Source organism: Kribbella sp. VKM Ac-2566 (assembly GCF_004366005.1).
GTDB classification, from domain to species: domain Bacteria; phylum Actinomycetota; class Actinomycetes; order Propionibacteriales; family Kribbellaceae; genus Kribbella; species Kribbella pratensis.
Map to the genome: position 1 here is coordinate 1 of NZ_SODT01000010.1, position 22,153 is coordinate 22,153.

24 protein-coding genes are annotated in these 22,153 nt (G+C 68.3%); 9 read left to right on the plus strand and 15 right to left on the minus strand.

Translation table 11 applies throughout. From position 1 onward, the window contains the following. The 4 genes from EV647_RS18370 to EV647_RS18385 all read right to left on the minus strand — a co-directional run. A partial coding sequence (locus tag EV647_RS18370) for a hypothetical protein (RefSeq protein ID WP_202876224.1) occupies positions 1-1,951 on the minus strand: 1,951 nt, incomplete at its 3' end. A gap of 86 nt (positions 1,952-2,037) precedes the next feature. Further along, positions 2,038-2,526, minus strand: a complete 489-nt coding sequence (locus EV647_RS18375; RefSeq protein WP_134004477.1) for a hypothetical protein — start codon at positions 2,524-2,526, stop codon at positions 2,038-2,040. After that, a complete protein-coding gene (locus EV647_RS18380; protein ID WP_134004479.1) occupies positions 2,523-3,053 on the minus strand; it encodes a hypothetical protein in 531 nt (176 codons plus the stop codon). The genes EV647_RS18375 and EV647_RS18380 overlap by 4 nt, the downstream gene beginning before the upstream one ends. Positions 3,054-3,151: 98 nt before the next feature. After that, positions 3,152-3,700 (minus strand): hypothetical protein, encoded by a 549-nt coding sequence (locus tag EV647_RS18385; RefSeq protein WP_134004480.1) that lies wholly within the window; start codon positions 3,698-3,700, stop codon positions 3,152-3,154. 215 nt (positions 3,701-3,915) lie between these two features. Between EV647_RS18385 and EV647_RS18390 the strand changes: the two genes are divergently transcribed. Next, complete coding sequence (locus EV647_RS18390) at positions 3,916-5,559, plus strand: PAS domain S-box protein (RefSeq protein ID WP_134004481.1); 1,644 nt, start codon at positions 3,916-3,918, stop codon at positions 5,557-5,559. Here EV647_RS18390 and EV647_RS18395 read toward each other — a convergent pair. Then, a complete protein-coding gene (locus EV647_RS18395; RefSeq protein WP_134004482.1) occupies positions 5,510-5,950 on the minus strand; it encodes a response regulator in 441 nt (146 codons plus the stop codon). The two genes, EV647_RS18390 and EV647_RS18395, sit on opposite strands and share 50 nt — an antisense overlap. Positions 5,951-6,117: 167 nt before the next feature. Here EV647_RS18395 and EV647_RS18400 point away from each other — a divergent pair, with 167 nt between their 5' ends. Together EV647_RS18400 and EV647_RS18405 are read left to right on the plus strand one after the other, a co-directional pair. After that, positions 6,118-7,170 carry a sensor histidine kinase KdpD gene (locus EV647_RS18400; protein WP_134004483.1) on the plus strand — a complete coding sequence of 351 codons (1,053 nt, stop codon included), beginning with the start codon at positions 6,118-6,120 and terminating at the stop codon, positions 7,168-7,170. Continuing rightward, positions 7,170-7,853 carry a response regulator transcription factor gene (locus EV647_RS18405; protein WP_134004485.1) on the plus strand — a complete coding sequence of 228 codons (684 nt, stop codon included), beginning with the start codon at positions 7,170-7,172 and terminating at the stop codon, positions 7,851-7,853. The genes EV647_RS18400 and EV647_RS18405 overlap by 1 nt, the downstream gene beginning before the upstream one ends. 23 nt (positions 7,854-7,876) lie before the next feature. Here EV647_RS18405 and EV647_RS18410 read toward each other — a convergent pair whose 3' ends face one another. From EV647_RS18410 to EV647_RS18440, 7 genes are all read right to left on the minus strand, one after another. Beyond that, positions 7,877-10,237 carry an excinuclease ABC subunit UvrA gene (locus tag EV647_RS18410; protein ID WP_134004487.1) on the minus strand — a complete coding sequence of 787 codons (2,361 nt, stop codon included), beginning with the start codon at positions 10,235-10,237 and terminating at the stop codon, positions 7,877-7,879. Positions 10,238-10,259: 22 nt separating this feature from the next. Beyond that, the gene (locus EV647_RS18415) at positions 10,260-10,670 is read right to left on the minus strand and encodes a VOC family protein (protein WP_130385673.1); all 411 of its coding nucleotides are present in this window, start codon (positions 10,668-10,670) and stop codon (positions 10,260-10,262) included. 10 nt (positions 10,671-10,680) lie between these two features. Then, the gene (locus EV647_RS18420; protein ID WP_134004488.1) at positions 10,681-11,124 is read right to left on the minus strand and encodes a helix-turn-helix transcriptional regulator; all 444 of its coding nucleotides are present in this window, start codon (positions 11,122-11,124) and stop codon (positions 10,681-10,683) included. 55 nt (positions 11,125-11,179) lie between these two features. Continuing rightward, positions 11,180-11,446 (minus strand): DUF664 domain-containing protein, encoded by a 267-nt coding sequence (locus EV647_RS18425; protein WP_202876225.1) that lies wholly within the window; start codon positions 11,444-11,446, stop codon positions 11,180-11,182. Continuing rightward, positions 11,443-12,459 carry an endonuclease/exonuclease/phosphatase family protein gene (locus EV647_RS42570; protein WP_134004492.1) on the minus strand — a complete coding sequence of 339 codons (1,017 nt, stop codon included), beginning with the start codon at positions 12,457-12,459 and terminating at the stop codon, positions 11,443-11,445. The genes EV647_RS18425 and EV647_RS42570 overlap by 4 nt, the downstream gene beginning before the upstream one ends. Positions 12,460-12,505: 46 nt before the next feature. Further along, positions 12,506-14,122, minus strand: coding sequence for a hypothetical protein (locus tag EV647_RS18435; RefSeq protein WP_134004494.1), 1,617 nt, complete (start codon positions 14,120-14,122; stop codon positions 12,506-12,508). A 72-nt stretch (positions 14,123-14,194) separates the two neighbouring features. Next, positions 14,195-15,181 carry a saccharopine dehydrogenase NADP-binding domain-containing protein gene (locus EV647_RS18440; protein WP_134004497.1) on the minus strand — a complete coding sequence of 329 codons (987 nt, stop codon included), beginning with the start codon at positions 15,179-15,181 and terminating at the stop codon, positions 14,195-14,197. Positions 15,182-15,251: 70 nt separating this feature from the next. Between EV647_RS18440 and EV647_RS18445 the strand changes: the two genes are divergently transcribed. The 5 genes from EV647_RS18445 (at position 15,252) to EV647_RS18465 (ending at position 19,161) form a co-directional block, all read left to right on the plus strand. Beyond that, on the plus strand, positions 15,252-16,208 hold the full coding sequence (locus tag EV647_RS18445; protein ID WP_134004500.1) for a helix-turn-helix domain-containing protein: 957 nt from the start codon (positions 15,252-15,254) through the stop codon (positions 16,206-16,208). A 10-nt stretch (positions 16,209-16,218) separates the two neighbouring features. After that, entirely contained in the window at positions 16,219-16,638 is a 420-nt protein-coding gene (locus EV647_RS18450; RefSeq protein WP_134004503.1) for a VOC family protein, read from the plus strand. Then, the gene (locus EV647_RS18455; RefSeq protein ID WP_238177281.1) at positions 16,635-17,426 is read left to right on the plus strand and encodes an alpha/beta fold hydrolase; all 792 of its coding nucleotides are present in this window, start codon (positions 16,635-16,637) and stop codon (positions 17,424-17,426) included. Before EV647_RS18450 ends, EV647_RS18455 begins: the two co-directional genes overlap by 4 nt. A gap of 22 nt (positions 17,427-17,448) precedes the next feature. Further along, positions 17,449-18,330 carry an AraC family transcriptional regulator gene (locus tag EV647_RS18460; protein ID WP_134004505.1) on the plus strand — a complete coding sequence of 294 codons (882 nt, stop codon included), beginning with the start codon at positions 17,449-17,451 and terminating at the stop codon, positions 18,328-18,330. A 69-nt stretch (positions 18,331-18,399) separates the two neighbouring features. After that, the gene (locus EV647_RS18465; RefSeq protein WP_134004508.1) at positions 18,400-19,161 is read left to right on the plus strand and encodes an SDR family NAD(P)-dependent oxidoreductase; all 762 of its coding nucleotides are present in this window, start codon (positions 18,400-18,402) and stop codon (positions 19,159-19,161) included. A gap of 6 nt (positions 19,162-19,167) precedes the next feature. Here EV647_RS18465 and EV647_RS18470 read toward each other — a convergent pair whose 3' ends face one another. Next, complete coding sequence (locus EV647_RS18470) at positions 19,168-19,968, minus strand: MerR family transcriptional regulator (protein ID WP_134004510.1); 801 nt, start codon at positions 19,966-19,968, stop codon at positions 19,168-19,170. Between the two features lie 108 nt (positions 19,969-20,076). On the opposite strand from EV647_RS18470, the gene EV647_RS18475 reads away from it, so the two are divergent. Continuing rightward, positions 20,077-20,397: a nuclear transport factor 2 family protein gene (locus EV647_RS18475; protein ID WP_134004513.1), complete on the plus strand. Its 321-nt coding sequence runs from the start codon at positions 20,077-20,079 to the stop codon at positions 20,395-20,397. Here EV647_RS18475 and EV647_RS18480 read toward each other — a convergent pair. Beyond that, positions 20,387-21,334 carry a small ribosomal subunit Rsm22 family protein gene (locus EV647_RS18480; RefSeq protein ID WP_134004515.1) on the minus strand — a complete coding sequence of 316 codons (948 nt, stop codon included), beginning with the start codon at positions 21,332-21,334 and terminating at the stop codon, positions 20,387-20,389. The genes EV647_RS18475 and EV647_RS18480 overlap by 11 nt on opposite strands. A 225-nt stretch (positions 21,335-21,559) precedes the next feature. Next, positions 21,560-22,150 carry a VOC family protein gene (locus tag EV647_RS18485; RefSeq protein WP_134004517.1) on the minus strand — a complete coding sequence of 197 codons (591 nt, stop codon included), beginning with the start codon at positions 22,148-22,150 and terminating at the stop codon, positions 21,560-21,562. Positions 22,151-22,153: the final 3 nt, after the last annotated feature.

Here is a 22,153-nt window from a genome sequence, read left to right on the forward strand (position 1 = left end):
TGCCGTAGTCGAACAACATCTGCTTCGACGAGCTCGTCGTCGTGAACCACAGCTCCACGGACCGGGCCGAGGCGCCGACCGGCAGGCCGGTTGTCCCGGCCGCCTGCGCGTAGTCGTTGAGGCCGTCGAACCGGGCGGCGGTGTCGGTCCTCCCGGTCAATGCTCCGGTGGTGCCGAGGCTCACGCCGTTCTTGTAGTCGGCGGTGTTGGTGCTCAGACTGTCTGCGGCGCGGGGGTACGTCGACAGATTCAACTGGAAGTTGTCGAGCTGAAGACCGGTGGTGTCGCTCTGGCCGACGATCACCGCGGTCGATCCGAGCCGGATGCCGGCCCGGCCGGCGGGAGTGATGGGAGACGGATCGGACACTGTTGCGACGACGACACCGTTGACGAACATCCGGATCGTCGATCCGGCCATGTCCAGCTGGAGCCGGTACGTCTGCCCGACAGCCGACGACTGCGCGACAGCTGTCGTCAACAAGCTGGGCGTGCCGTTGACGTACCGGAGCAGCTGCCATTGGGCGACGCCAAGTGCGCCGAGGTGATACTGGGCGAGGTAGAACGTGCCGCTCAGACCGCTGCCGAGCTGAAGTCGGCCTTCGATGCCGACGTCGTCGAGCGCCAGGACCGACTTCACGGTGATGTCGGCTTCAACCGAGTAGTCGGGGCTCGTCGGGGTGGCTGAGGTGTAGTAGCTGGCGGCGCCGGTGAGCGCGGCGTTCTGGCGAACCCGGCCCTGAGCGGTGATCACGGCGATGTTGAGGTCCGCCGCCCACCTGGTCCAGCTGGTATCGGTGGTGTGAGCCGACAACTCCGTGCCGGTCGGCGCAGTGAACTTGTCCGCTGAGATCAGGTCGGTCGCGCTTTCGCCGAAGCGCCAGAGGCTGAGAGCGCCAACTGTGGTGCTGACGGCACCGGCGTAGCTGACGATCGCGACGTTGGTGTTCGTCGCGATGTACTGGTTTCCTACCAGGTCGGTGATGACGTACCGGTACACGTAGCAGGTATCGGTCGTCACTTGGTCGTCGACGTACGGCGAAGCGGGGTCGAGCGGGCCTACGTCGGCAAAGGCGCTGTAGCTGCCGATGACTGGGCAGACGCCGACGCTCGTGGCCGCCGCGGAACGCTGGAGTTGGCGGCCGGCGATGCCTGACCCGGTGTCGGTTCCGGAGGTGAACGAGATCTGGACCGACGGGACCGGTTGATAGCCGGCCGCGTAGCTCAGGGTGCCACCGGTCGGTGCGATGGAATCGTCGACGAAGGTCAGCGGCAGGCTGCTCACGTTGCCGGCTACATCGCGACCGCTGATGGTCTCGGTGGGCGAGCTCGTTGTCGCTGCCGGCCAGGTGAACGGATCGGAGAGATACGGCCCGCCCGTGGGTGTGGAGACGCTCGACGCGTTGTGTGTCCAGGTCGGCCCACCGGTCAGGGGTGTCGTCGTACTCGAGGCAGGCCCCGACCCGGCGTCGGTCATCGCGTTGCGGAGCCGGAACGAGCCTGCGGCCAGCCCGCGGTAGAAGATCGTGCCACCGCTCAGGGAGGCGTTGCCTGCGACAACAGCTAGGGTGACGGCGTTGGTGGGGGCGACGAGGTCCGATGTGACCTGGTTGCTCTTCTCACTCTCAAGGCCGAGCCAGTTGGTCCCCGCGCGCGGTGTGACGGAGTAGACCCACTGCCCGGCGGGCGCCGCCGAATCGGTGCACGTCGTGCCCGTGACCGTGCAGACGAGTTGCGGAGTCTGGGTCGCGACGTCGTAGCGGGTGACCAGGTAGTTCGCCACCGCCGTACCGTTCGCCAGAGTGCTTGCGGCCCAGTTGACGGTCACTGTGTTCCCGACCCCACTGGCGGTGGGTGTCGCGCCCTGGTTCACCGTCGTCGCCGCGGCTCCGCCCGCGCCAGTAGTGGAATCGCTGGTCCAGTACGCCGCAGCATTGCCTGCGACCAGTGTCATGGTGACTGCGGCAACAACGACAGTACCGGTGAGTTGGCAGAGCGGGCGGACGCGGGTGGAACGGCCCGCAGCGGCCCGGGTCGTCATCAGCCGGCCAACAGGAACACGGTGAAACTTGCGCCCTGGCAGGCGTTGGCCGCATCGACGTTCATCGTCAGCGCAGCGGGTAGATCCAGCGGCAGTGAACCGTTCACCGCACCGAGTTTCGCGGGTACGGTCCAGCCGGCTCCGCCATTGGTTTGCTGCGTGTAGCTCAGCGTTGCGACAGCACATCCGGCGTGGGCAGCATCGACGGCAAACCCGCCCGTCCCGGCGCCGGTGTTCAAGGACAGCGCGGTGATCCGGACGCCGAACAAGTTCGGGTTGGATATCGTCAGCGCCACGCCTGCGCTCCCGCCAGGACTCAGCTGGGTCGTCGGCGTACCGGCGGTCATCGTGATCGACAGCGCTCCCCCGGCCGTGCCGGCCGCGGTTCCGTCAGCTGATCCGGGCCAGTAGGCGTCGGCGGTCACGGCAGCGACGGCGGCGAGCGTGCTGAGGACGAGCACGGCCGTCCAACGCGCCCGGCGCTTCATGATGTCGGCTCCAGGGCCGTTCCGATCACCCGGAGCAGGATCACGACGTCCTTGCAGCCGTCCTGGTTCGTGGGCAGGTCCCGCATGGTGACCTGGGGCCAGTGGGCCGGGACGAATCCCAGTTCGGCAAGACTGCTGGTGGTGCCGGCAGCGAGGTGGAACCCGTACCTGCCGGCAAACTGCCGGATCACGAACTGGCTCGGGTCGCAGGCTGCCTCACCACCGCCGTGCGCGGTGATGTCAGCCACCTGGACGGTCAGGCCGGTGATACCGAGCGGGACATCGCTGCCATTGGTCAGGATCAGCAGGACCGGGGCGGTCGACGTCGGCGTCAGCGTGCTGGTGACGCTGCCGCTGATCGCGAGGCGATCAGCGGCAGCGGTGGATGAGGCCGACCCGGTCACGGCGTGGGGCCGCTTCCCGGGCATCTGCTGGACGGGCCCGATGGCATGGATCCCCCCGGCGAGGAGCGCGACGAGCGGGAAGGCAATCCATCGGCCTTGGCGCCGCTGGAATGTCTTGCTCATGATGTCTCCCGGGTCTCGCGGGCGGTACGTCGAGGTCGAGCAGCCAATGGGGTGGCGGCCTCACGCGCCACCCCACTGGCTGGATCGGAGCCGCGCTGCTACGCGGCCGTGATGGTGAGGTTGAGGGTGGTGTTCTTGCAGTCGTCCTGGTTCGAGGCGGAGTTGATCATCGCGACAGTGCCGCTCAGCTTGTTCTGGTACGTCGTAGCGAGGATTCGCGTGAAGGCGGTGGGGCCGACGGGAAGATCGAGGCCCACCGGGTCCGGTTGGACCACGGCGAAGTCGCCGGTCGTGCACACCACGGCAACCGCGCCGGCCGGGTGATCTGCGGCAGTGGTTCCGGTTCCGGCGCCGGCTGCGCCGATGTAGGTGACGCTGGCCTTCGCGATCGTCACCGTGGTGATGTACTGCGGTGTGGAGGCGGTGTTGTTGATCGTGTAGTTGACGGGCTGCGCCGTGCTACCCGGCGTCATGGCGGTGACCGTACCGTCCTGGGTGATCGTCATCGCGGTGCTGGTGCCGGTGGAGCCCTTCGCGGTGCCCTCGCCGGTGGTGGTCCAGAACGCGTAGGCGATACCGCTGATGGCGAGTACCGCGAAGACCGCCACTGGGATGGCAACTCGCTTCTTCCTCAGGACCTTGAACATGACAATCTCCTTCGTGGTGCACGTGCTGGGGTTGAGTCGCGCAAACCTGGAGCTGGCGGGGGGCGCGTTGGTTCCGCCTGGTCCTGACACTGCGGCTCCTGTGGTGCGGGCGCCGGTGCCGCCAGGTTGCAGAACGGGTGTCATTTGTGGACGGGTCCGCAGTGCGGTGGGCTGGTTGCTTATAGTGCAGAGGTCGTCACACGGGGGTGACTCAGATGCTCGCGCAGCCGACAGAATTGCCGGTCGGATGGCTGGAGGTGACTCCGGACGCCATCGTCGGCGTCACGTCCGACGGCGTCATCGTCCTGGCGAACGCCCGCGTGGAGGCCTTGTTCGGGTACAGCCGGGAGGAGCTCATCGGCCGGCCGGTGGAGATCCTGGTGCCGGAGGACGCCCGCCCGCTGCACCCGGCGAAACGGGCGCGGTACGTCGTCGAGCCCCGGCCGCGCCTGATGGACGGCAGCTCCGAACTCACAGCTCGCCGCAAGGACGGCACTCAGTTCCCTGCCGAGATCTCACTGTCTCCGATCGCGACCGAGAACGGGACGATTACCTTCGCCGCGATCCGCGACGTCACCGAGCGGCGCGAGCTGCAGGCCGAGCGCGAGGTACTCCGGGCTCAGGCGGACCGGGAGCAGGCAGAGAACCGGTCGCACCAGTCGCAACGCCTGGAAAGCCTGGGCCAGCTCGCCGGCGGAGTGGCCCACGACTTCAACAACCTGCTGTCCGTGATCCTCAACTACGCCTCGTTCGTCGAGGAGGAGATCAAGGCCGTCCGCGGCGCTGACCAGGGGCGCTGGGATGCGGCCTTGAAGGACCTTCAGCAGATCCAGGGCGCCGCCGAACGCGGTGCCGGGCTGACCCACCAACTGCTCACCTTCGGCCGCCGGGAGGTGGTCAGACCCCGGGTGCTCTCCCTCAACGCGGTCGTGAGCAATGTGAAGCAGCTGCTCCAGCGGACCCTGGACGAGCAGATCGACCTGGTCGCCGTACTGGCGCCGGATCTGTGGCCGGTGATGGCCGATCCCGGCCAGATCGAGCAGGTCCTGGTCAATCTCGCGGTCAACGCCCGGGACGCGATGCCGAACGGTGGGGTACTGCGGATCGACACCGCGAATGTCGTGGTGGACGAGGCTTATGCGGCCAACCATCATGGCCTCGGCCCGGGCCAGTACGTCCGGCTGCGGCTGAGCGACAACGGCAGTGGGATGTCGCAGGACGTCATCGAGCACGCCTTCGAACCGTTCTTCACCACCAAGCCGAAGGGCGAAGGCACGGGTCTCGGGCTGGCGACGGTCTACGGGATCATCATGCGGATGGACGGGTTCGTGCGGATCATGTCCCGGCCATCCGAAGGCAGCACGTTCTTCATGCTGATCCCGGCCACGGTGATCCCGGCGGACGATCTGGGGGGCGCAGAACCTGGGTCGCAGGCGCAGGCGCAGGCGCAGTCGTCCGGCCGGCCCTCCGGCGGGGGCGAGACCATCCTCGTGATCGAGGACGAGGACGCCATGCGCGAGGTCACCCGCCGCGTGCTCACGCGCAAGGGTTACCGGGTGCTGACCGCAGCCGACGGGGTCACTGCGCTGGAGTTGCTGAGCACGACCGAGGAACCGGTTCAGTTGCTGCTCACCGATGTCGTCATGCCGCGCATGCTGGGCAAGGACGTGGCGGACGAGGCCTCCGCGCTCCGGCCGGGTCTCCGGGTGCTCTACATGTCCGGCTACGCACAGCCGGTGCTGACCTCGCAAGGGACCTTGCAGCCGGGTGTCGCCCTGATCGAGAAGCCGTTCGCACAGACGGAGTTGCTCACGATGGTCCGTGACGTTCTGGACGCGCCTGGTCCACCGGCGAACTGACTGCCCGAGTGCCGGTCTCGTCAAGGGCCGCGCGGATCGCCTCCACCAGCCGCGCCGGGGTGAACGGCTTCTCGAGAAACCTTGCGTCCGAGGCCACAAGCCCGTTGCCGACCGCGAGTTCCTTCGGCAGCCCGGAGACATAGACCACGCGGAGGTCAGCGTAGCGGTCGGCGAGTTCTTCTGCCAGGGCGGAAGCGCTGGTGTCTCCGGGCATCCAGACATCGGTGAGCAACAAGGTGATCGGAGCCTCCACAGCCTGCGCGGCACGCAGGGCGGCCCCGGCATCGGCGGCAGCGAGGACGGAGTACCCGCACTTGGTGACGATCCGCCGGATCGCCTCCCGGATGTACTCGTCGTCATCGACGACGAGTACGAACTCCCCTGGAGCCATACATGTTCTCCGATCCGTGGATTCGCTCTCAGAACCATCCAGGGCCCAATTCTCACCCAAGGTAAGCGGATCATGACTCCTTGCTGATGTCTCGACTATAGTGAAGGGTCGGCCTGCGGCGTACTCGAAGCTGTCGCGGACCGGGCGCGAGGGACGGGCGAGACAAGATGGCAACAGCGGGGTTCGGCGTCGGCGCAGTGGGCCGGCCTCGGTCGGTGCGGCCCGATGTCACCGCCGTGCTCGCTCTGCTGGGCCCCGCCATGGTCATCCGCACCCACGAGGACGCCAACGGCGTCGTCGCTCGGTTGGCGGAAGTGCCCGGCATCAGCTCCGCACGACTCGACACGGCCTCGGTCGGTCCGCCTTCGCCTGCGGCGACCGATCTGGTCTGGTCCATCGGAATTGGTCGCGATGCGCAACAGCTGTCTGTCCGTACGGCGGGTGCGGGGACCGACGATGCGCTGATGACAGCCCTCGACGCATTCGCAAAGGTTGTCGCCGAGCGGATGGAGCATCCCGACGGCCCGGTTGCCGGCCATGACTTCGTCACCGCCGTGTGCCACGCGTTGCGGGGCTCGCTGACGTCGGTGATCGCCTTCTCCAGCTTCCTGACCGACGCAGAGGAAGGCGGACTGACCGAGGAGAACCGCCAGTTCGCCGAGGTGATCCGGCGTAGCGGCGATCGCATGCTCGCCGTCATCGACGAACTGGCTCTCATCGCCCGGTTGGAGTCAGGGGAACTGCAGTTGGACCTGGCGCTCGTCTCTGTTCGTGAGCTGGTGCGGACCGTCGTAGCGGAGCAGCAACCCCGTGCCCGGTCGGCGGTCGTCGCCCTGCGCGGTGAGGAGGCCGACGGACGGCTCATCAGCTGTGATCGGGGCCGCGTGCATCAGTTGCTCACCAATCTCGTCGTCAACCGGCTCGAAGTCGCTACACCAGGCGGCGCCGTCGTACTCCGGGCCGCGCCGGCGCGCACCGGGTGGCGGATCGAGGTCACCAGTTCCGGGCCCGGCCACCCCGAGCGTGAACTGGACCAGCTTTTCACTGCCTTCCACCAGGCATCCAACCGCCCGCGGACCGGTACACCGACGACCGGGCTCGGACTGGCGCTCAGCCGGGCGATCGCCGAAATTCACGGCGGGACCATCGAGGCCGCCACCACGGGCGAAGGCACCACGATCAGCGTCGGGCTTCCGTGGCGGCGACCGGGTGAGCGGTGATGAGCCGCGTCCTGGTGATCGAGGACGATGCCGACGTCGGACTCGCGCTCGGTGTGCTGCTCCGACGGTCGGGCTACGAGGTCGACCATGTCGAGGACGGGCGGGCGGGTCTGCGGGCGGTGCACTCCCTGCGTCCTGATCTGCTGGTGCTGGACATCGGGCTGCGAGGGATGGACGGCTGGCAGGTTCTCGAGCGGGTCCGGGACATCAGCGACCTGCCGATCCTCATCCTCAGTGGCCATGGCCAGGAGGCGGACAAGGTCCGCGGACTGCGGGCCGGGGCAGACGACTACCTGACCAAACCGTTCGGCAGCAACGAGCTGGTCGCGCGACTGGAGGCATTGCTGCGTCGTACGGCGCAGCCCACCTGGGCGATCGAGGTCTACGACGACGGCCGGCTGCGGATCGATCCACAGCAGCGGTCGGTGTCGCTGGACGGTCGGGACGTGCGCCTGACGCCGACGGAGTTTCGGCTGCTGGCCGTGCTGGTCCGGCATGGGGGCTCGATCCTCAATCCGGCCCAGTTGCTCGCCCAGGTGTGGGACGACCCGAGCGGTCTCGGACTGGAACGGGTGAAGTTCGCGGTTCTTCGACTTCGCCGAAAGCTCGAATCGCCCGATGCGCCGGCCGCTCGGATCGAGTCCGTCCGCGGCTTCGGCTATCGCTTCCGCGGCTCGGCGTGACGCAACGGCGCGTTCAAGTGGCGTCAGGCGACGTACTCCGCGAGATGTTTTCCGGTCAGGGTTTTCGGCTTCTTGACGAGGTTGGCCGGGGTGCCTTCGAAGACCACCTTGCCGCCGTCGTGGCCGGCGCCGGGGCCGAGGTCGATGATCCAGTCGGCGTGGGCCATGACGGCCTGGTGGTGCTCGATGACGATGACCGACTTGCCCGAGTCGACCAGGCGGTCCAGTAGAGCGAGGAGCTGCTCGACATCGGCCAGGTGCAGGCCGGTCGTCGGCTCGTCGAGGACGAGGATCCCGCCCTTCTCCCCCATGTGCGTCGCGAGCTTCAACCGCTGCCGCTCACCGCCGGACAGCGTGGTCAACGGCTGCCCGAGCGACAGGTACCCGAGCCCGACGTCGGCGAGCCGCTCCAGGATCTTCTCCGCGGCCGGCGTCTTCGCCTCACCGTCGGCGAAGTACGTCAACGCCTCCGAGACCGGCATCGCGAGCACCTCGGCGATGTTCTTCCCGCCGAACGTGTACTCCAGCACGGCCGCCTGGAAGCGACGACCTTCGCACTCCTCACACGGGGCCTCGACGGTCGCCATCACGCCGAGCTCGGTGTAGATCACGCCCGCGCCCTTACACGCCGGGCAGGCCCCTTCGGAGTTCGCGCTGAACAGCGCCGGCTTCACCCCGTTGGCCTTCGCGAACGCCTTCCGGATCGGGTCCAGCAACCCTGTGTACGTCGCCGGATTGCTCCGCCGCGACCCCCGGATCGCGCCCTGATCGATCGCCACCACGCCCTCGCGATCGGCGACCGACCCCTGGATCAGCGAACTCTTCCCCGACCCGGCGACCCCGGTCACGACCACCAGGACACCGAGCGGTACGTCGACATCCACGTCCTGCAGGTTGTTCGTCGAGGCGCCGCGCACCTCGAGCGCACCGGACGGCGATCGCACCGACGACTTCACCGAGACCCGGTAGTCGAGGTGCCGTCCGGTGAGTGTCCCGCTCGTCCGCAGCTTGTCGAGCGTCCCCTCGAACACCACCTCGCCACCGCCGGAGCCGGCGCCGGGACCGAGGTCGATCACGTGGTCCGCGATCGCGATCGTCTCCGGCTTGTGCTCGACGACGAGGACGGTGTTGCCCTTGTCGCGCAGCTGCAGCAGCAGCTCGTTCATCCGCTGGATGTCGTGCGGGTGCAGGCCGATCGTCGGCTCGTCGAACACGTACGTGACGTCGGTCAGCGACGACCCGAGATGGCGGATCATCTTCGTCCGCTGCGCCTCACCGCCGGAGAGCGTCCCGGCCGGCCGCTCCAGCGACAGGTAGCCGAGGCCGATGTCGACGAACGAGTCGAGCGCGTCGCCGAGCGCCTTCAGCAGCGGCGCGACCGACGGCTCCTTCAGCTCGCGGATCCACGCGGCCAGGTCGGTGATCTGCATCGCACACAGGTCCGCGATGTTCTTGCCCTTGATCTTCGACGCCCGCGCCTCGGCGCCGAGCCGGGTCCCGTCGCAGTCCGGGCAGATCGTGAACGTCACCGCCCGCTCGACGAACGCGCGGATGTGCGGCTGCATCGCGTCCACGTCCTTGGACAGGAACGACCGCTGGATCGCCGGGATGATGCCGGTGTAGGTCAGGTTGATGCCGTCGACCTTGATCTTGGTCGCTTCCCGGTACAGCAGGTCGTGCAGTTCCTTCTTGGTGTACTTCTTGATCGGCTTGTCCGGGTTGAAGTACCCGGCGCCGCGGAAGATCCGCCCGTACCAGCCGTCCATGCTGTAGCCGGGGATCGTCAGCGCGCCCTCGTTCAGCGACTTGTTCTCGTCGTACAGCGCGGTCAGGTCGAAGTCCGTCACCGAGCCCATGCCCTCGCAGCGCGGGCACATGCCGCCGGCGTACACGGCCTCGCGGACGACCTTCTTCTCCCCGGCGCCCTTGTCGGCGGTCATCGAACCGGTCGCGGTCCGCTTCGGGACGTTGAACGAGTACGCCGTCGGCGGGCCGGCGTGCGGTTTCGCGATCCGGCTGAACAGGATCCGGAGCATCGCGTTCGCGTCGGTCGCCGTACCGACCGTGGAGCGCGGGTTGGCGCCCATCCGCTCCTGGTCGACGATGATCGCGGTGGTCAGGCCCTCGAGTACGTCGACCTCCGGGCGGGCCTGGTTCGGCATGAAGCCCTGGACGAAGGCGCTGTACGTCTCGTTGATCAGCCGCTGCGACTCCGCCGCGATGGTGCCGAACACGAGCGAGCTCTTGCCCGACCCGGACACCCCGGTGAACACGGTCAGCCGGCGCTTCGGGATCTCGACGCTGATGTCCTTCAGGTTGTTCACCCGGGCCCCGGTCACCCGGATCAGGTCGTGGCTGTCGGCAACGTGCTCGTCGCGGCTCATGCTGCTACCTCTCGGGAAGGACTCAGGATGCCTGGTTGATTCGGATGTGGTTGCCGGCCGGGTCCCGGAACGCGCAGTCGCGGACGCCGTACGGCTGGTCCACCGGTTCCTGGATCACCTCCGCGTCGGTCGCCTGCAGCCGCTCGAACAGGCCGTCGATGTCGTCGGTCTGGAGCACGACGGTGGCGTAGGTGCCCTTCGCCATCATCTCGCCGATCGTACGGCGCTCGTCCTCGGTGATACCGGGGTCGGCGAACGGCGGGCAGAGCACGATCCCCGTGTCCGGCTGGCCGGGCGGGCCGACGGTGATCCAGCGCATGCCGCCGTACCCGACGTCGGTGCGGACCTCGAAGCCGAGGATGTCGCGGTAGAACTTCAGCGACTCCTCGGGGTCGGTGTGCGGCAGGAAGCTGGCGAGGATCTTGATCTCCATGGGCGTCAACCTAGCTGCCGGAGGTCGGAGATGCTTCTCGATTCCTGATCGGTCGCGTCACCTGTTTCGCGACACACGACGGGATGCCGAGCGTGGCGTCGCCGGCGTTCTCCTTGTAGACGCTCGGCGGCATCCCGACCAGCTCGGTGAACCGGGTGCTGAACGTGCCCAGCGACTGGCAGCCGACCGCGAAGCAGACGTCGGTGACGCTCATCCCACCGCGTCGCAGCAGCATCATCGCCCGCTCGATCCGCCGGGTCATCAGATACCCGTACGGCGACTCTCCGTAAGCGCGCTTGAACTCGCGGCTCAGGTGCCCGGACGACATGTGCGCGCCACGCGCCAGCGCCTCGACGTCCAGCGGCTGCGCGTACTCCCGGTCGATCCGGTCCTTCACACGCCGCAGCCGCGCCAGGTCCTGCAGGCGCTGTTCCTCCGTCGTACCGCTACTCACCGTAGGAATCCTGCCATGTCAGCCGACCGAAGTCATTCCCCCCGGCCATCGCGGGTCAGCGGCCGGTGGTGCCGTCGAGTTGTTCGCGGATGATGTCCGCGTGCCCGGCGTGCCGCGAGGTCTCGCCGATCACGGCGAGGATCGCCCAGCGGAGATTGTGCGTCTTGCCGTTGCGGGTCACCGGGGTTTCGGGGTCGGCGAGCTTCGCGATGATCTCGTTGGAGGCGGCGCAGGCGGTCTCGGTGAGGCCGGCCAGCTTCTTCAGTACGCCGGCTCGCAGGCTGTCGAGCGTCGCCACGAGCTGGTCGAGTTCGGTCGTCATCTGCAAGGTCCGATCGTCGAGGCGAGACCATGATGGTCCGACGCGGGAATCGAGTACCAGTCGTTGTCGTCGGAGCACCAGCCGGGCTTCACGAACAGGTGGTCGATCCGGACCATGAGCGCGGACCATTTGCCGATCTGTGACGGGCGGCCCCAGCTGTCGAGCATCGCGTCGTCGAGGTGGTCGGTGAGGACCCGGTAGTCGCGGCCGCGGTCCGTGGTGTTCAGGTCACCGGCCACCACGACGGGGCGGTCGTCGCGCGCTGCCCGTTCGGCGAGCTGCTCGATCAGCCGGTGATGCTCGGCGACCGTCGTCTGGTACGGAATCCCGTCGTCCGTCGACGAGGCGTACGTCGACCCGCCCGTCCTCCACCACGGACGCGGCACGTGCGCCGCGATCAGATCGAACTCACCCGACGGCGCGTGGACCCGGAGCACGAACCCGGGGAGATCCGGGCCGGTCTGCTCGATGACAGTCAGCGGCCAGCGGCTGAAGACGCCGATCGACGGGCCTTTCCAATCGGCGACGTGTTCCGGGTACGACTCGGACAGGCGCTGTGTCAGCGGCTCGCCGATCTCGGAGACCACGAGTACGTCGGCCTTGAGTGCGAGCAGGTTGTCCGCACCGTCGAGCTCACCGCTGCCGATGTTGGCCGCGGCGATCCGGACGGCGCGACTCTTGTCGACCGTGCCCGTGCCGTGCGGGACCCACGGCCCGAACGTGGCGACGATCCCGACCAGCAGCGTCGACACGGCGAACACAACCGCTGCCCGGCGCCGCCGCCGGCGTACCAAGACACGGTGGCCCGGCGGGACACGCCAGGCGCCCGCTGCACCCACTGCCCCCGCGACGACGAGGGCGACGACGGCCGTGACGAGCACGGCCAGTGGCAGCACGATCGCGGTCACGTCGGTGACCACGCCGAACCGGTCGCGCAGCACGAACCATGCCCATGGCAACAGTCCCGCGATCGCGATCCCCACCCGCCGCCGCGCGGGCGGCTCCCCCTCCACCTCACCAGGCTATGTCACAACACGTCGTACGTCAGGTACGCCGTGGTCATCGGGCTCCCCAGTTGAGATACGCGACGTTGGCCAGTAGCCAGCCGAAGCCGATCGCTTGCTGCCCGTCGCGCTCCGGTGTCGGCTGGTAGCGCTTGTAGAGCGCGAGACAGTGTGCATGGACCTGCGGGTTCCACGGGCTCACCTGCATCCAGCGCGGGGCCTGGTGCGCGACCGAGGCCGCGCCGATCGCCGTGCCGCCGACGGTCGTGTGTACGGCGGGGAGGCCGTCGGCGTCGGTCGTCGCGACGTTCTGGGTGAACGTGCGCGCGAGCCGCTCCATGTCCAGGCCGGTGAACGCGAGCCGCGCCCGGAACGCCCGTACGGCGAACTCGACGTCGATCGCGCCGTGGCTGATGTCCTCGAACTGCCGCGCCGGCCCGCCCGACGGCGTGAAGATCGAGACATCGCTGTCGGGGTTTCCCGTCTTCATGAACCCCTCGTAGATGCGGCCGCCCGCCGGCCAGTAGTGCCACAGATAGGCGTCACCCGCGTCCACCGTGAGCTGGCCGGCCAGCATCCGGCCCATCGCGGCGACCTTCCGCCGGTATCCGCTCTCTCCGGTTGCCAGCGCGAGCTCGACCAGCGTCTGCCCGAGACCGACCGACTGATTGATCGGCTGCTCACACCCGTCGTACGCGAGCGGCTGACCCTTCGGCCAGATCAGGTGACCGCCCTCCTCGTCGTACTCCCAGTCGTGCACGGCGACCGCCTCGCGGCAGGCCGTGAGGTACTCGGCCGCCTTCCGCTGGTAGCGCCGGCGAAGAACCGGGGAACCGGCGACGAGCCGGACGAAGCTCGCGATCGGGTACGTGATCATCCCGGTGTGAACGGCGAAGATCACCGGCTTGCAGTGCATCTCGTAGGTGCCCAGCCGCGGTACGTCGCCTGCGCGCGGAGTCGGCCGTCGATCCGCAGCGGTGAGCTGGAGCGGGCCGGGGGCGGCTGCGTAGATCCGGCTCACGGCGTAGTCGGGACTGGCCGGATCCAGAGAGAGGTCGGAGAGCGTGACCGTGCGGTTCACGAACGTGTTGACGAGCTGGACGGTGAACGTGTCCGGGCGGGTCCCGGCGGTGACCGTGACCGTCGTGTCCTCGGCGTACGACAGCGCCTCGCGGAGGTCGAGCAGCGGCTGACCGTTGCTGTCGGCAAGGGTTGCGTAGCCGGTCGTGTACGGGTGGTCGGCTCGCCAGGCGGGGAGCGAGAGACCGCGGTAGTCGGTGACGCCGCGTTCGCTGTCGCGGACGGCGAGCACCTGGTCGACGTTGTCGATGAGGCGGTCCAGGTAGTAGGTGTCGCGGTACTTCTCGTACATGCGGACCAGACCGAGCAGCACGTACGACTGACTCCAGGCGAGCATGCCGGACCGGCCGTCCCGGTTCGTGTTGTCGTTCGGCTGATCCGGCTGCCCAGGACCACCTTCCTGAAACAGCCGATCCCAGTCGTCGAACGTCTTGCGCGCCGTGTAGTCGATGTCAGCGGCGTACGCCGGGAACGCGGAGAGAGCGCTCCCCGCCGTACCCGCGACCGCACCGGCCGCAGTCAGCCGGAGGAGATCACGGCGGGACAGATCGCTGTGGGGCAGGGGGATGTTGGGCAGGGGGATATTGGGCATGGTGGGCGGCCTCCAGCTGTTCGTGGGCGTTGAACACAGCAGGGGCCCAACATTCTCCCGCAGGAAACCGAGTTACGGCAGGTCGAGTGTCAGCGGTAAATCCTTGAGGAACTCGACGGCGTCGAACATCGCGCCCGCGGATGCCACCCCCGAGGAACGCGTCTGACCGGCGAGGATCCGGCGTACCGCGCCGACCGCGAGCGGCGCCGAGATCGCGTAGATGTCCTGTCCGGTCGCGGTAGCCCGCCGCTCTTCGCCGCCGGTCCGCACGCGGACATCCACCACGAACGTCTGGTCCGACCGGCCCAGCTCGTCGACGGCAGCCGGCGCCGGCGTTTCCGAATCCGCGAGATCACCAGCGGCTTCGAGCGTCATGTACGTGCGGACCTCGGGTACGGCGATGTGCGTCGGGATCGTGACCACGTCGGCCATCGTGAACTCGGCGATCACGCGGCGGTTGCCGAGCGGATCCGGGAACGTCCAGTTCTCCTGGACCGCCGGGTCCTGGTGGTATTGCAGGCGCCCGCCGCTGAACCGCACGCGCTGCCCGTTCCGCCGATCGTGCGAAACCTGACCGGCGGCGCGTGTGCCTGCCGTGGGATGCCAGCTGCTCAGCCCGTAGGCCACATGCACCTCGTCAGCGCTGGTCCGCTCCCCCAGCGCCGCGGTCGTCAGCAGGTCGCCGAGTCCGCCGTAGAACGCCATCGCCGGGATCACCGGGAGAGCACTCTCTCGGGCGAACGTCGACACGTTCGCTTCGAGTTCGGCCGCGACGTCGACGTACGGGATACGCGCGCGGGCGGCCGCGTCGATGATCGGGGCGGCTGTCGTGGCGAACGGCCCGGCCGCGTTGATGACGGCCGCAGCGTTCTTCAGGGCGAGGTCGAGGGCGTGCGGGTCGTCGACAGCGGCCGGTCGGACGTCGAGGTCACCCCACTGTGCAGCGAGGGCTGCCGCGTTGCGTCCGGAGACAGCGGTGGGAAGGTTCTGCCGGAGGAGTTCCTCGACGACGAAGCGGCCGGTGTGACCGGTGGCGCCGTACACCACGATTGCGTTCATGCGACGAGTCTCGCCGGTTTCCCAGGCCGGTGTGAGAGTCCGGAACGACACCATTCGTACACTTTCGGACATGCACACCGTAGCGCTCGCCACCGCCGGGCACCTGCTCCACTTCGAGCTCGGGATCGCGTACGAGATCTTCGGCAATCCACCGCTCGGCGTCGACGAGTGGTACGACGTACGCCTGTGCGGACCGGGGCCGGTACAGGTCGGGCCGTTCGTGGTCGAGCCGACCGAGCCGCTCGACGCGATCACGCGGGCGGACACCGTGCTGGTGCCGGCGCTCGCCGATGTCGACGAGCCGGTGCCGGGTGAACTGGCGGATGCGGTACGGGCGGCATACGAGGCCGGGGCGCGGGTCGCGTCGTTGTGCACCGGCGCGTTCGTACTCGGTGCGGCCGGGCTGCTCGACGGCCGGCGGGCCACGACGCACTGGGGGCACACCGACGTACTCAGCGCGCGCTATCCGAAGGCGGTCGTCGATCCCGACGTTCTCTATACGGACAACGGCAAGGTGCTGACGGCGGCGGGGAAGGCGGCGGCGGTCGACCTGTGTCTGCATCTGATCCATCTCGACCACGGCGCCACGATCGCGAACACGGTTGCCCGGCGTCTCGTCGTACCGCCGCATCGGGCCGGTGGGCAAGCGCAGTTCGTGGCGACGCCGGTGCAGGTCAACGGCGATCATTCGCTCGCGCAGTTGCTGGGCTGGGCGCAAGAGCGCCTGGACCAGCCGTTGACCGTCACGGACCTGGCGAGGCGGGCCAACACCAGCCCGCGACACCTCGGCCGGCAGTTCCGTTCGGTCACCGGCCAGACGCCTCTCCAGTGGCTCCTGACCCAGCGCGTCCGCCGCGCGCAGCAACTCCTCGAGTCCACCGACGACGCAATCGAAAAGGTTGCCTCAGCCACCGGCCTAGGAACAGCCACCACCCTCCGCCGCCACTTCCAACGCGTAGTCGGCGTCCCCCCGAACACCTACCGACGCTCGTTCCGCACCACTTCCCCAAACCCAGAGACTGACTAGGGTTACCGCCATGGACACCTACCCGCGGCGCATGCATACCGCGCTCGATACGACCGATGGGCGGGGGCTGGCTGAGTTTTATCGGGTGTTGCTCGGGTTGCGGTACCGGGCGGGGGACGAGCCGCCGGTGGACGGTGCGGCGGATGATGCCAGCTGGCTGGTGCTTGTTGACGACGAAGGGAATCGTCAGCTGGCGATCCAGCAGGTGGACGAGTTGACGCCGTCCACGTGGCCGTCGCCCGACGTGCCGATGCAGATGCACCTCGACTACGCCGTACTGTCGGTGGACGAACTTCATCGGCATCGGCAACGGGCCGAGGAGCTCGGTGCAACGCTGTTGTACGACCGGAGCGCCGACGAGGACGAGCCGCTGTTCGTCCTGGCGGATCCGGCGGGGCATCCGTTTTGTCTACTGGTGGGAGAACCGTGAGCAAGAAGACTGGGTACGCCGACGTCAACGGGCTGCGCATGTACTACGAGGTGCACGGCGAGGGCGGTACGCCGTTGGTGCTGCTGCACGGCGGACTGTTCAACATCGACCTCCAGTTCGGCGAACTGCTCGAAGGGTTGTCGGCCGGGCGGAAGGTCATCGCCGCGGACTTCCAGGGACACGGCTACACGAACGACATCGACCGCCCGCTCGGTACGGCGGAGCTGGCCTCGGACGTGGTGGCGCTGCTCGCGCGCCTCGACGTACCGAAGGCCGACCTGTTCGGGTTCAGCGTCGGCGGTGCGGTCGCGCTGTACCTCGCGATCGAGTACCCGGAGCTGGTCCGGAAGGCGGTCATCTCGTCGGTCTCGTTCAACCCGTCCGGCGACCGCGAGGAGAACGCGGCGGCGGTCGGCTCGATGAAGGTGGAGATGATCGCCGGTACGCCGATGGAGGCCGACTACCTGGCGAAGTCGCCGCACCCCGATCACGAGCACCTGCAGACGCTGCTCGACAAGCTCGGCAGCTACGACCGCGGCACCAGCGGCTGGAGCGACGACGACATCCGAGGTATCGAGGCGCCGACGCTGCTGACGTTCGGCGACTCCGACGCGGTGAAGCTCGAGCACGCCGTCCGCTTCCACCAGCTCCGCGGCGGCGACGTCAACGGCGACTTCGTCGGTGTCCCCGCTTCACAACTGGCGATCTTCCCCGGTACGACGCACTTCACCGGCCTCGCCCGCACTCCCCTGGTCCTCGACACCGTCACCACCTTCCTCGACGCCTGACCTCGTGACGCCTGACCTCGTGATGTCTGACCTCATGATGGAGGAGTTGCGGGAGCTGATCGTGAAAGCGATCGGGCGTGAAGACACTGTCGACGGGCTCTTGCTGTCGGTCGTCACGGCGCCCACCGCGCCGACGTCCAGCCTGGCCTCGCCGACATTCGCGCTGGTGGCTCAGGGCCGGAAGCGGCTGGCGCTCGGCGAGCAGGTCTTCGAGTACGGCGCCGGCGACTACCTCGTCGTGTCGGTCGATCTGCCCGTCACGGGCCACTTCGTCGAGGCTTCGCCTACTGCCCCTTGTCTCGGCGTCGGTCTCGAGTTGAAACCGGAGGTCATCGCGGAGCTCCTGCTCGACGCGGCCGAGAAACCGGGCGGACCCGTCCGCGGCCTGACCGTGAGTCGCGCGTCGACGGAGTTGGTCGACGCGGTCATCCGTCTGCTGCGCCTGGTCGACGAGCCCGAGGACGCGCCCGTACTGGCGCCGCTCGTCCAGCGCGAGATCCTCTGGCGCCTGCTCCGCAGTCCACAAGGCGCCGCCGTCCGCGACATCGGCCTCGCGGACAGCAGCCTGTCGCACGTCGCGCGCGTCATCCGCTGGATCCGCGACCACTACACCGAGCCGTTCCGGGTCGAGGATCTCGCGTCGATGGCCGGCATGAGTACGTCGGCGTTCCACCGGCACTTCCGCACGGTGACCGAGCTGACCCCGATCCAGTACCAGAAGAAGATCCGCCTGCAGGAGGCGCGGCTGCGCGTGGTCGGACTCGGCGAGGACGTGACGAGTGCCGGGTACGCCGTCGGTTACGACAGCCCGTCCCAGTTCAGCCGCGAGTACCGGCGCGAGTTCGGTACACCGCCGAGCCGCGATCGAGCAGGATCAGGCAAGTCGTCGCGAGCATTGGTCTAACACTCGCCCTGCAACCAAACGTCTACTGGTGAGGTACCTGTTCCTGACCAGTAGGAGTTGTGCACGATCATGCATGTAGCTGTGATCACCGGCGGGAGTTCCGGCATCGGCCAGGCCACGGCGTTCGAGCTCGCGAAACGCGGCTCCGCCGTCGTCGTCACCTATCGCGGCAGTCGCGAACGCGGCCTGGAGACGGTCGAGCGGATCGAGAAGGACGGCGGTACGGCGGTGGCGCTGCCGCTGGACGTCGCCCGCGCCGACACGTTCATCGAGTTCCGCGCCGCGCTGACCGACGTACTGCAGCGATGGGACCGCACCTCGTTCGACTTCCTCGTCAGCAATGCCGGTGTCGGGCAGCCACCGGTGATGTTCGAGGACACGACCGCGGACCTGTTCGACCAGATGGTGAACGTCCACCTGAAGGGCCCGTACTTCCTCACCCAGACCCTCCTCCCGCTGATCACCGACCACGGCTCGATCGTCTACACAACGAGTACGTCGGCACTCGAGTCTGCGCGCCCGTCGCCCGGGTACTCGGTCTACGCGAGCGTGAAGGGCGCGCAGATCGTGCTCACCCGGTACCTCGCGAAGGAGCTCGGCACCCGCGGCATCCGGGTCAACGCCGTCGCTCCCGGCGTGACCCGGACCCGCCTGGGCGACGACGCGTTCGCCCAGCACCCCGAACTGATCCCGCCGATCGCCGAACGCACCGCGCTCGGCCGGATCGGCGAGTCCGACGACCTCGGCAAGGTCATCGCCTTCCTCGGCTCCCCCGACGCCGCCTGGATCACCGCCCAGACCGTAGAAGCCTCAGGCGGCTACGAACTCTGAGACCGCTCAGCCGACGCGGAAGACAGGCCACGCGATGCCGGTGCGCCAGGCCGCCGGATCCGCGTCGTCCCGCGGGCCGACCGAGTACGTCTCCTGCACCGGTCCCGCAACGGCCAGGGCATGCTCGTGCACCCAGGTCGCGAGCCGACCGTAGGTGACGTCGATGTCGTCGTGGGGTCCGTGGTGAATCGTGGCTGCGAGCTCGACGGCGGGTAGCTCGACCGGGCGCACCCGGCCGTGCGACGGCGCCTCCGCGACGGGGTAGTAGACGAGAACGGTTCCGCGGCCCTCGGCGAAGAGTTCGTCGTCGTAGTGCCCGCCGGGCGGACCGACAGGCTGCGCGACGGCTGCGTCTAGCTCGGCCATCGCGCCGCCGTACCACGGGAGAACCTCGTCCAGGCTCAGGATGTCGGTGATGCCGGCAACCAACGTGGCGGGCTCCGAGCGGAGCGCGATCTCGAGGTCGCCCGCAGCGGGCTCGAGCAGCCGTTGCAGCGAGGTCACGGCCGCTCGGGTCCGTTCGAGCGTCTCCTGCAGCCGCTCGAGATGGACCGCTACGAGGTCCGCGCGCCGATCCGGATCGTCGGTGGCGATGATCTTGCCGACGTCTGCGAGCGGTACGTCGAGCTCGCGCAGCCGGTGGATGACCTGAGCGGACGGGATCTGCTCGACCGCGTAGTACCTGTAGCCGCTGGACGGGTCGACAGCCGCCGGCTCGAGCAACCCGCTCTCGTGGTAGCGCCGCAGCGTGCGCACACTCAGATGCGTCGCCCGCGCGAACTCTCCGATCGTCAGTCCGCTCCGCACGTCGCCCAGCCTGCACCCTCCCCCGGGGAGAGAGTCAACTCCTTGCGTCTCCCCCACCGAGAGGAGGCAGCGTCGTCGGCACCGTTCCAACCATCTGAGGAGCACGCCATGCTGCCTGACACGATCACGAAGTACCTGATCTCCCACGTCACCCGGAACGTCCCCGCGGCGATGCGCTGGTACGCCGATGACGCCGAGGTCACCGATGACGGCAAGACCTATCGCGGGCACGACGAGATCCGCGCCTGGCTGGCGAGCTCGGCCACCGAGTACAGCTACACGACCGAACTCACCAGCGCCCGGCAGGTCGACGAACAGACCTACGTCGCGACCCATCACCTCGAAGGCGACTTCCCAGGCGGCACCGCCGACCTGGACTTCACGTTCACCCTGGTCGACGGCCGGATCACCCGGCTTGTCATCTCCTGATCGTCGGCGATTCGTCACCCCACGATGCGCCGCGAGCAGTCCGGTACGACGGAGAGGACTTCGGTACGACGACCCGCTCCGACGTACCGGCCGCGGTGCAGAGGTCCAGGACGACCTGGCCCTTGCGACGGATCGGCCGGGCGATCACCCGCGCCGGCGTCGGGCGAACCGGGCGGCGGGTTGCGACGACGTACGTGAACTTCTCGTCCTCGTAGTTGCGGGTGCCGTCCTTGAGGATGCGGTGGAGTTCGGTGCGCGGCAGGCGCGCGGCGAAGTGGCACCAGTCGGCCGGGCACGGTCCCTGGTGCGGGCAGGGCGCCGCGATCGTGAGTCCCTGCTCGATCAGGAGGTCGCGGGCGGCAAGGGTACGGCGGTGACCGCTGGGGGTGCCCGGTTCGACGACGACGATCGTCTTCGCCGACCGGGCGGCGGCGCCGATCAGGTCGCGCCGGGTCTCATCGGTCAGCTCGTTCAGCACGTAGCCGATCGTGATGAGGTCGATCGTGGTCGGTGAGGTCCAGTCGCGGAGGTCGGCGGTCGTCCAGCGCCAGTCGGGAGAGAAGTTGCCTGCGGCAAGTTGCCGGCCGAGGCGGATCGCGGCGGGTTGGCGTTCGACGATCTCGGTGGTGACGGAAGGCCAGAGCGCGGCGGCGGCCCAGGCTGCAGCGCCGGTTCCGCCGCCGAGGTCCACATGGGTGCTGGGCTGGTGCTCCACCGTCGACACCGCGGTGAGCAGAGCGCGGAAGGTGGCCGGCATTCGTACGACGGCGTACGCGAGGGCATCGAGCGCGTCGCGTATCCCCGGGGCGGTGTCGGCGACCTGTTCGGTCCGGTAGCGATGTGAGAGCGCGGCGACTCGGCCGCGGAGTTCGTGATGCGGCACGCCGGCGACGGCGCGTGCGAGGGCAGCATGCAGCTGAATGTCCACGGAGGACATGAGGGATCTCCGGTTCGATCGGCACGGAGTGCGCACCTGGTCGAGGGCGCACGTGATCCGCGGCCAGACGCCGCGACGCACCAATCGGTCCGGGAAGAGCTGTCAGCCTCTCAGCGGGCAGCAGTCGGGGAGGGAATGGCGCGGAACCGGATCACCTTGCAAGCCATCACACACCTCCTCGATTCAGCACGAATGTAGCAGAGCACGCCGTACCGCGCTGGCGTTTTACCGGCCTTCCGACGTACACAGACAGACCTTGTTGCCCTGGGGATCCGCGAGCACGATGAACGCCGGCGCCTCCTCGTCGTACACGACCTTGCCACCCGCGGCGAGCGCCGCCTCGATCCGCTCCTGCACGACCTCCGGCGGCAGCCAGAGGTCGAGATGGAACCGCTGGCGAGGCGTTTCGTGCGGCGTCGTGCCCTGGAACCACAGATTGGCGACGCGGCCCGTCGGATCGAGGATGTCGTTGCCCGTGAAGGACTCCGTGCTGCCGGTGAGCACCGCTGCCCAGAACGGGCCGAGCTCGACGAGATCCGCCGTGTCCAACCCGATCTCGAGCTGCGCCACGGCCGTCGGGTCGGCGGTCAACCCGTGCTCCGCCGCAATCGCGCTGATCCGTCCGGCCAGCTGCGCGTCGCGAGTGGCGACGTCCACGAAGGACGCACCGAGCCGCACCTCAGGTACGGCATCCTGACAGGCCTCGCCGACCGCCGCCACGAAGCGCGCGCCGTCGGCATAGGCGTCGATCAAGAATCTCGCGTGCAGCTTCTGCGCGAGCTTTCGCCAGTCCTGCGGTCCAGTCTCGGGCACCATGAA

Excerpts from the sequence above, each read along its gene's own strand:
- EV647_RS18375 (WP_134004477.1), bottom strand. The coding sequence starts at position 2,526 with ATGAAGCGCCGGGCGCGTTGGACGGCCGTGCTCGTCCTCAGCACGCTC.
- EV647_RS18380 (WP_134004479.1), bottom strand. The coding sequence starts at position 3,053 with ATGAGCAAGACATTCCAGCGGCGCCAAGGCCGATGGATTGCCTTCCCG.
- EV647_RS18385 (WP_134004480.1), bottom strand. The coding sequence starts at position 3,700 with ATGTTCAAGGTCCTGAGGAAGAAGCGAGTTGCCATCCCAGTGGCGGTC.
- EV647_RS18390 (WP_134004481.1), top strand. The coding sequence starts at position 3,916 with ATGCTCGCGCAGCCGACAGAATTGCCGGTCGGATGGCTGGAGGTGACT.
- EV647_RS18395 (WP_134004482.1), bottom strand. The coding sequence starts at position 5,950 with ATGGCTCCAGGGGAGTTCGTACTCGTCGTCGATGACGACGAGTACATC.
- EV647_RS18400 (WP_134004483.1), top strand. The coding sequence starts at position 6,118 with ATGGCAACAGCGGGGTTCGGCGTCGGCGCAGTGGGCCGGCCTCGGTCG.
- EV647_RS18405 (WP_134004485.1), top strand. The coding sequence starts at position 7,170 with ATGAGCCGCGTCCTGGTGATCGAGGACGATGCCGACGTCGGACTCGCG.
- EV647_RS18410 (WP_134004487.1), bottom strand. The coding sequence starts at position 10,237 with ATGAGCCGCGACGAGCACGTTGCCGACAGCCACGACCTGATCCGGGTG.
- EV647_RS18415 (WP_130385673.1), bottom strand. The coding sequence starts at position 10,670 with ATGGAGATCAAGATCCTCGCCAGCTTCCTGCCGCACACCGACCCCGAG.
- EV647_RS18425 (WP_202876225.1), bottom strand. The coding sequence starts at position 11,446 with ATGACGACCGAACTCGACCAGCTCGTGGCGACGCTCGACAGCCTGCGA.
- EV647_RS18435 (WP_134004494.1), bottom strand. The coding sequence starts at position 14,122 with ATGCCCAATATCCCCCTGCCCAACATCCCCCTGCCCCACAGCGATCTG.
- EV647_RS18440 (WP_134004497.1), bottom strand. The coding sequence starts at position 15,181 with ATGAACGCAATCGTGGTGTACGGCGCCACCGGTCACACCGGCCGCTTC.
- EV647_RS18445 (WP_134004500.1), top strand. The coding sequence starts at position 15,252 with ATGCACACCGTAGCGCTCGCCACCGCCGGGCACCTGCTCCACTTCGAG.
- EV647_RS18450 (WP_134004503.1), top strand. The coding sequence starts at position 16,219 with ATGGACACCTACCCGCGGCGCATGCATACCGCGCTCGATACGACCGAT.
- EV647_RS18460 (WP_134004505.1), top strand. The coding sequence starts at position 17,449 with ATGTCTGACCTCATGATGGAGGAGTTGCGGGAGCTGATCGTGAAAGCG.
- EV647_RS18465 (WP_134004508.1), top strand. The coding sequence starts at position 18,400 with ATGCATGTAGCTGTGATCACCGGCGGGAGTTCCGGCATCGGCCAGGCC.
- EV647_RS18475 (WP_134004513.1), top strand. The coding sequence starts at position 20,077 with ATGCTGCCTGACACGATCACGAAGTACCTGATCTCCCACGTCACCCGG.
- EV647_RS18480 (WP_134004515.1), bottom strand. The coding sequence starts at position 21,334 with ATGTCCTCCGTGGACATTCAGCTGCATGCTGCCCTCGCACGCGCCGTC.
- EV647_RS18485 (WP_134004517.1), bottom strand. The coding sequence starts at position 22,150 with ATGGTGCCCGAGACTGGACCGCAGGACTGGCGAAAGCTCGCGCAGAAG.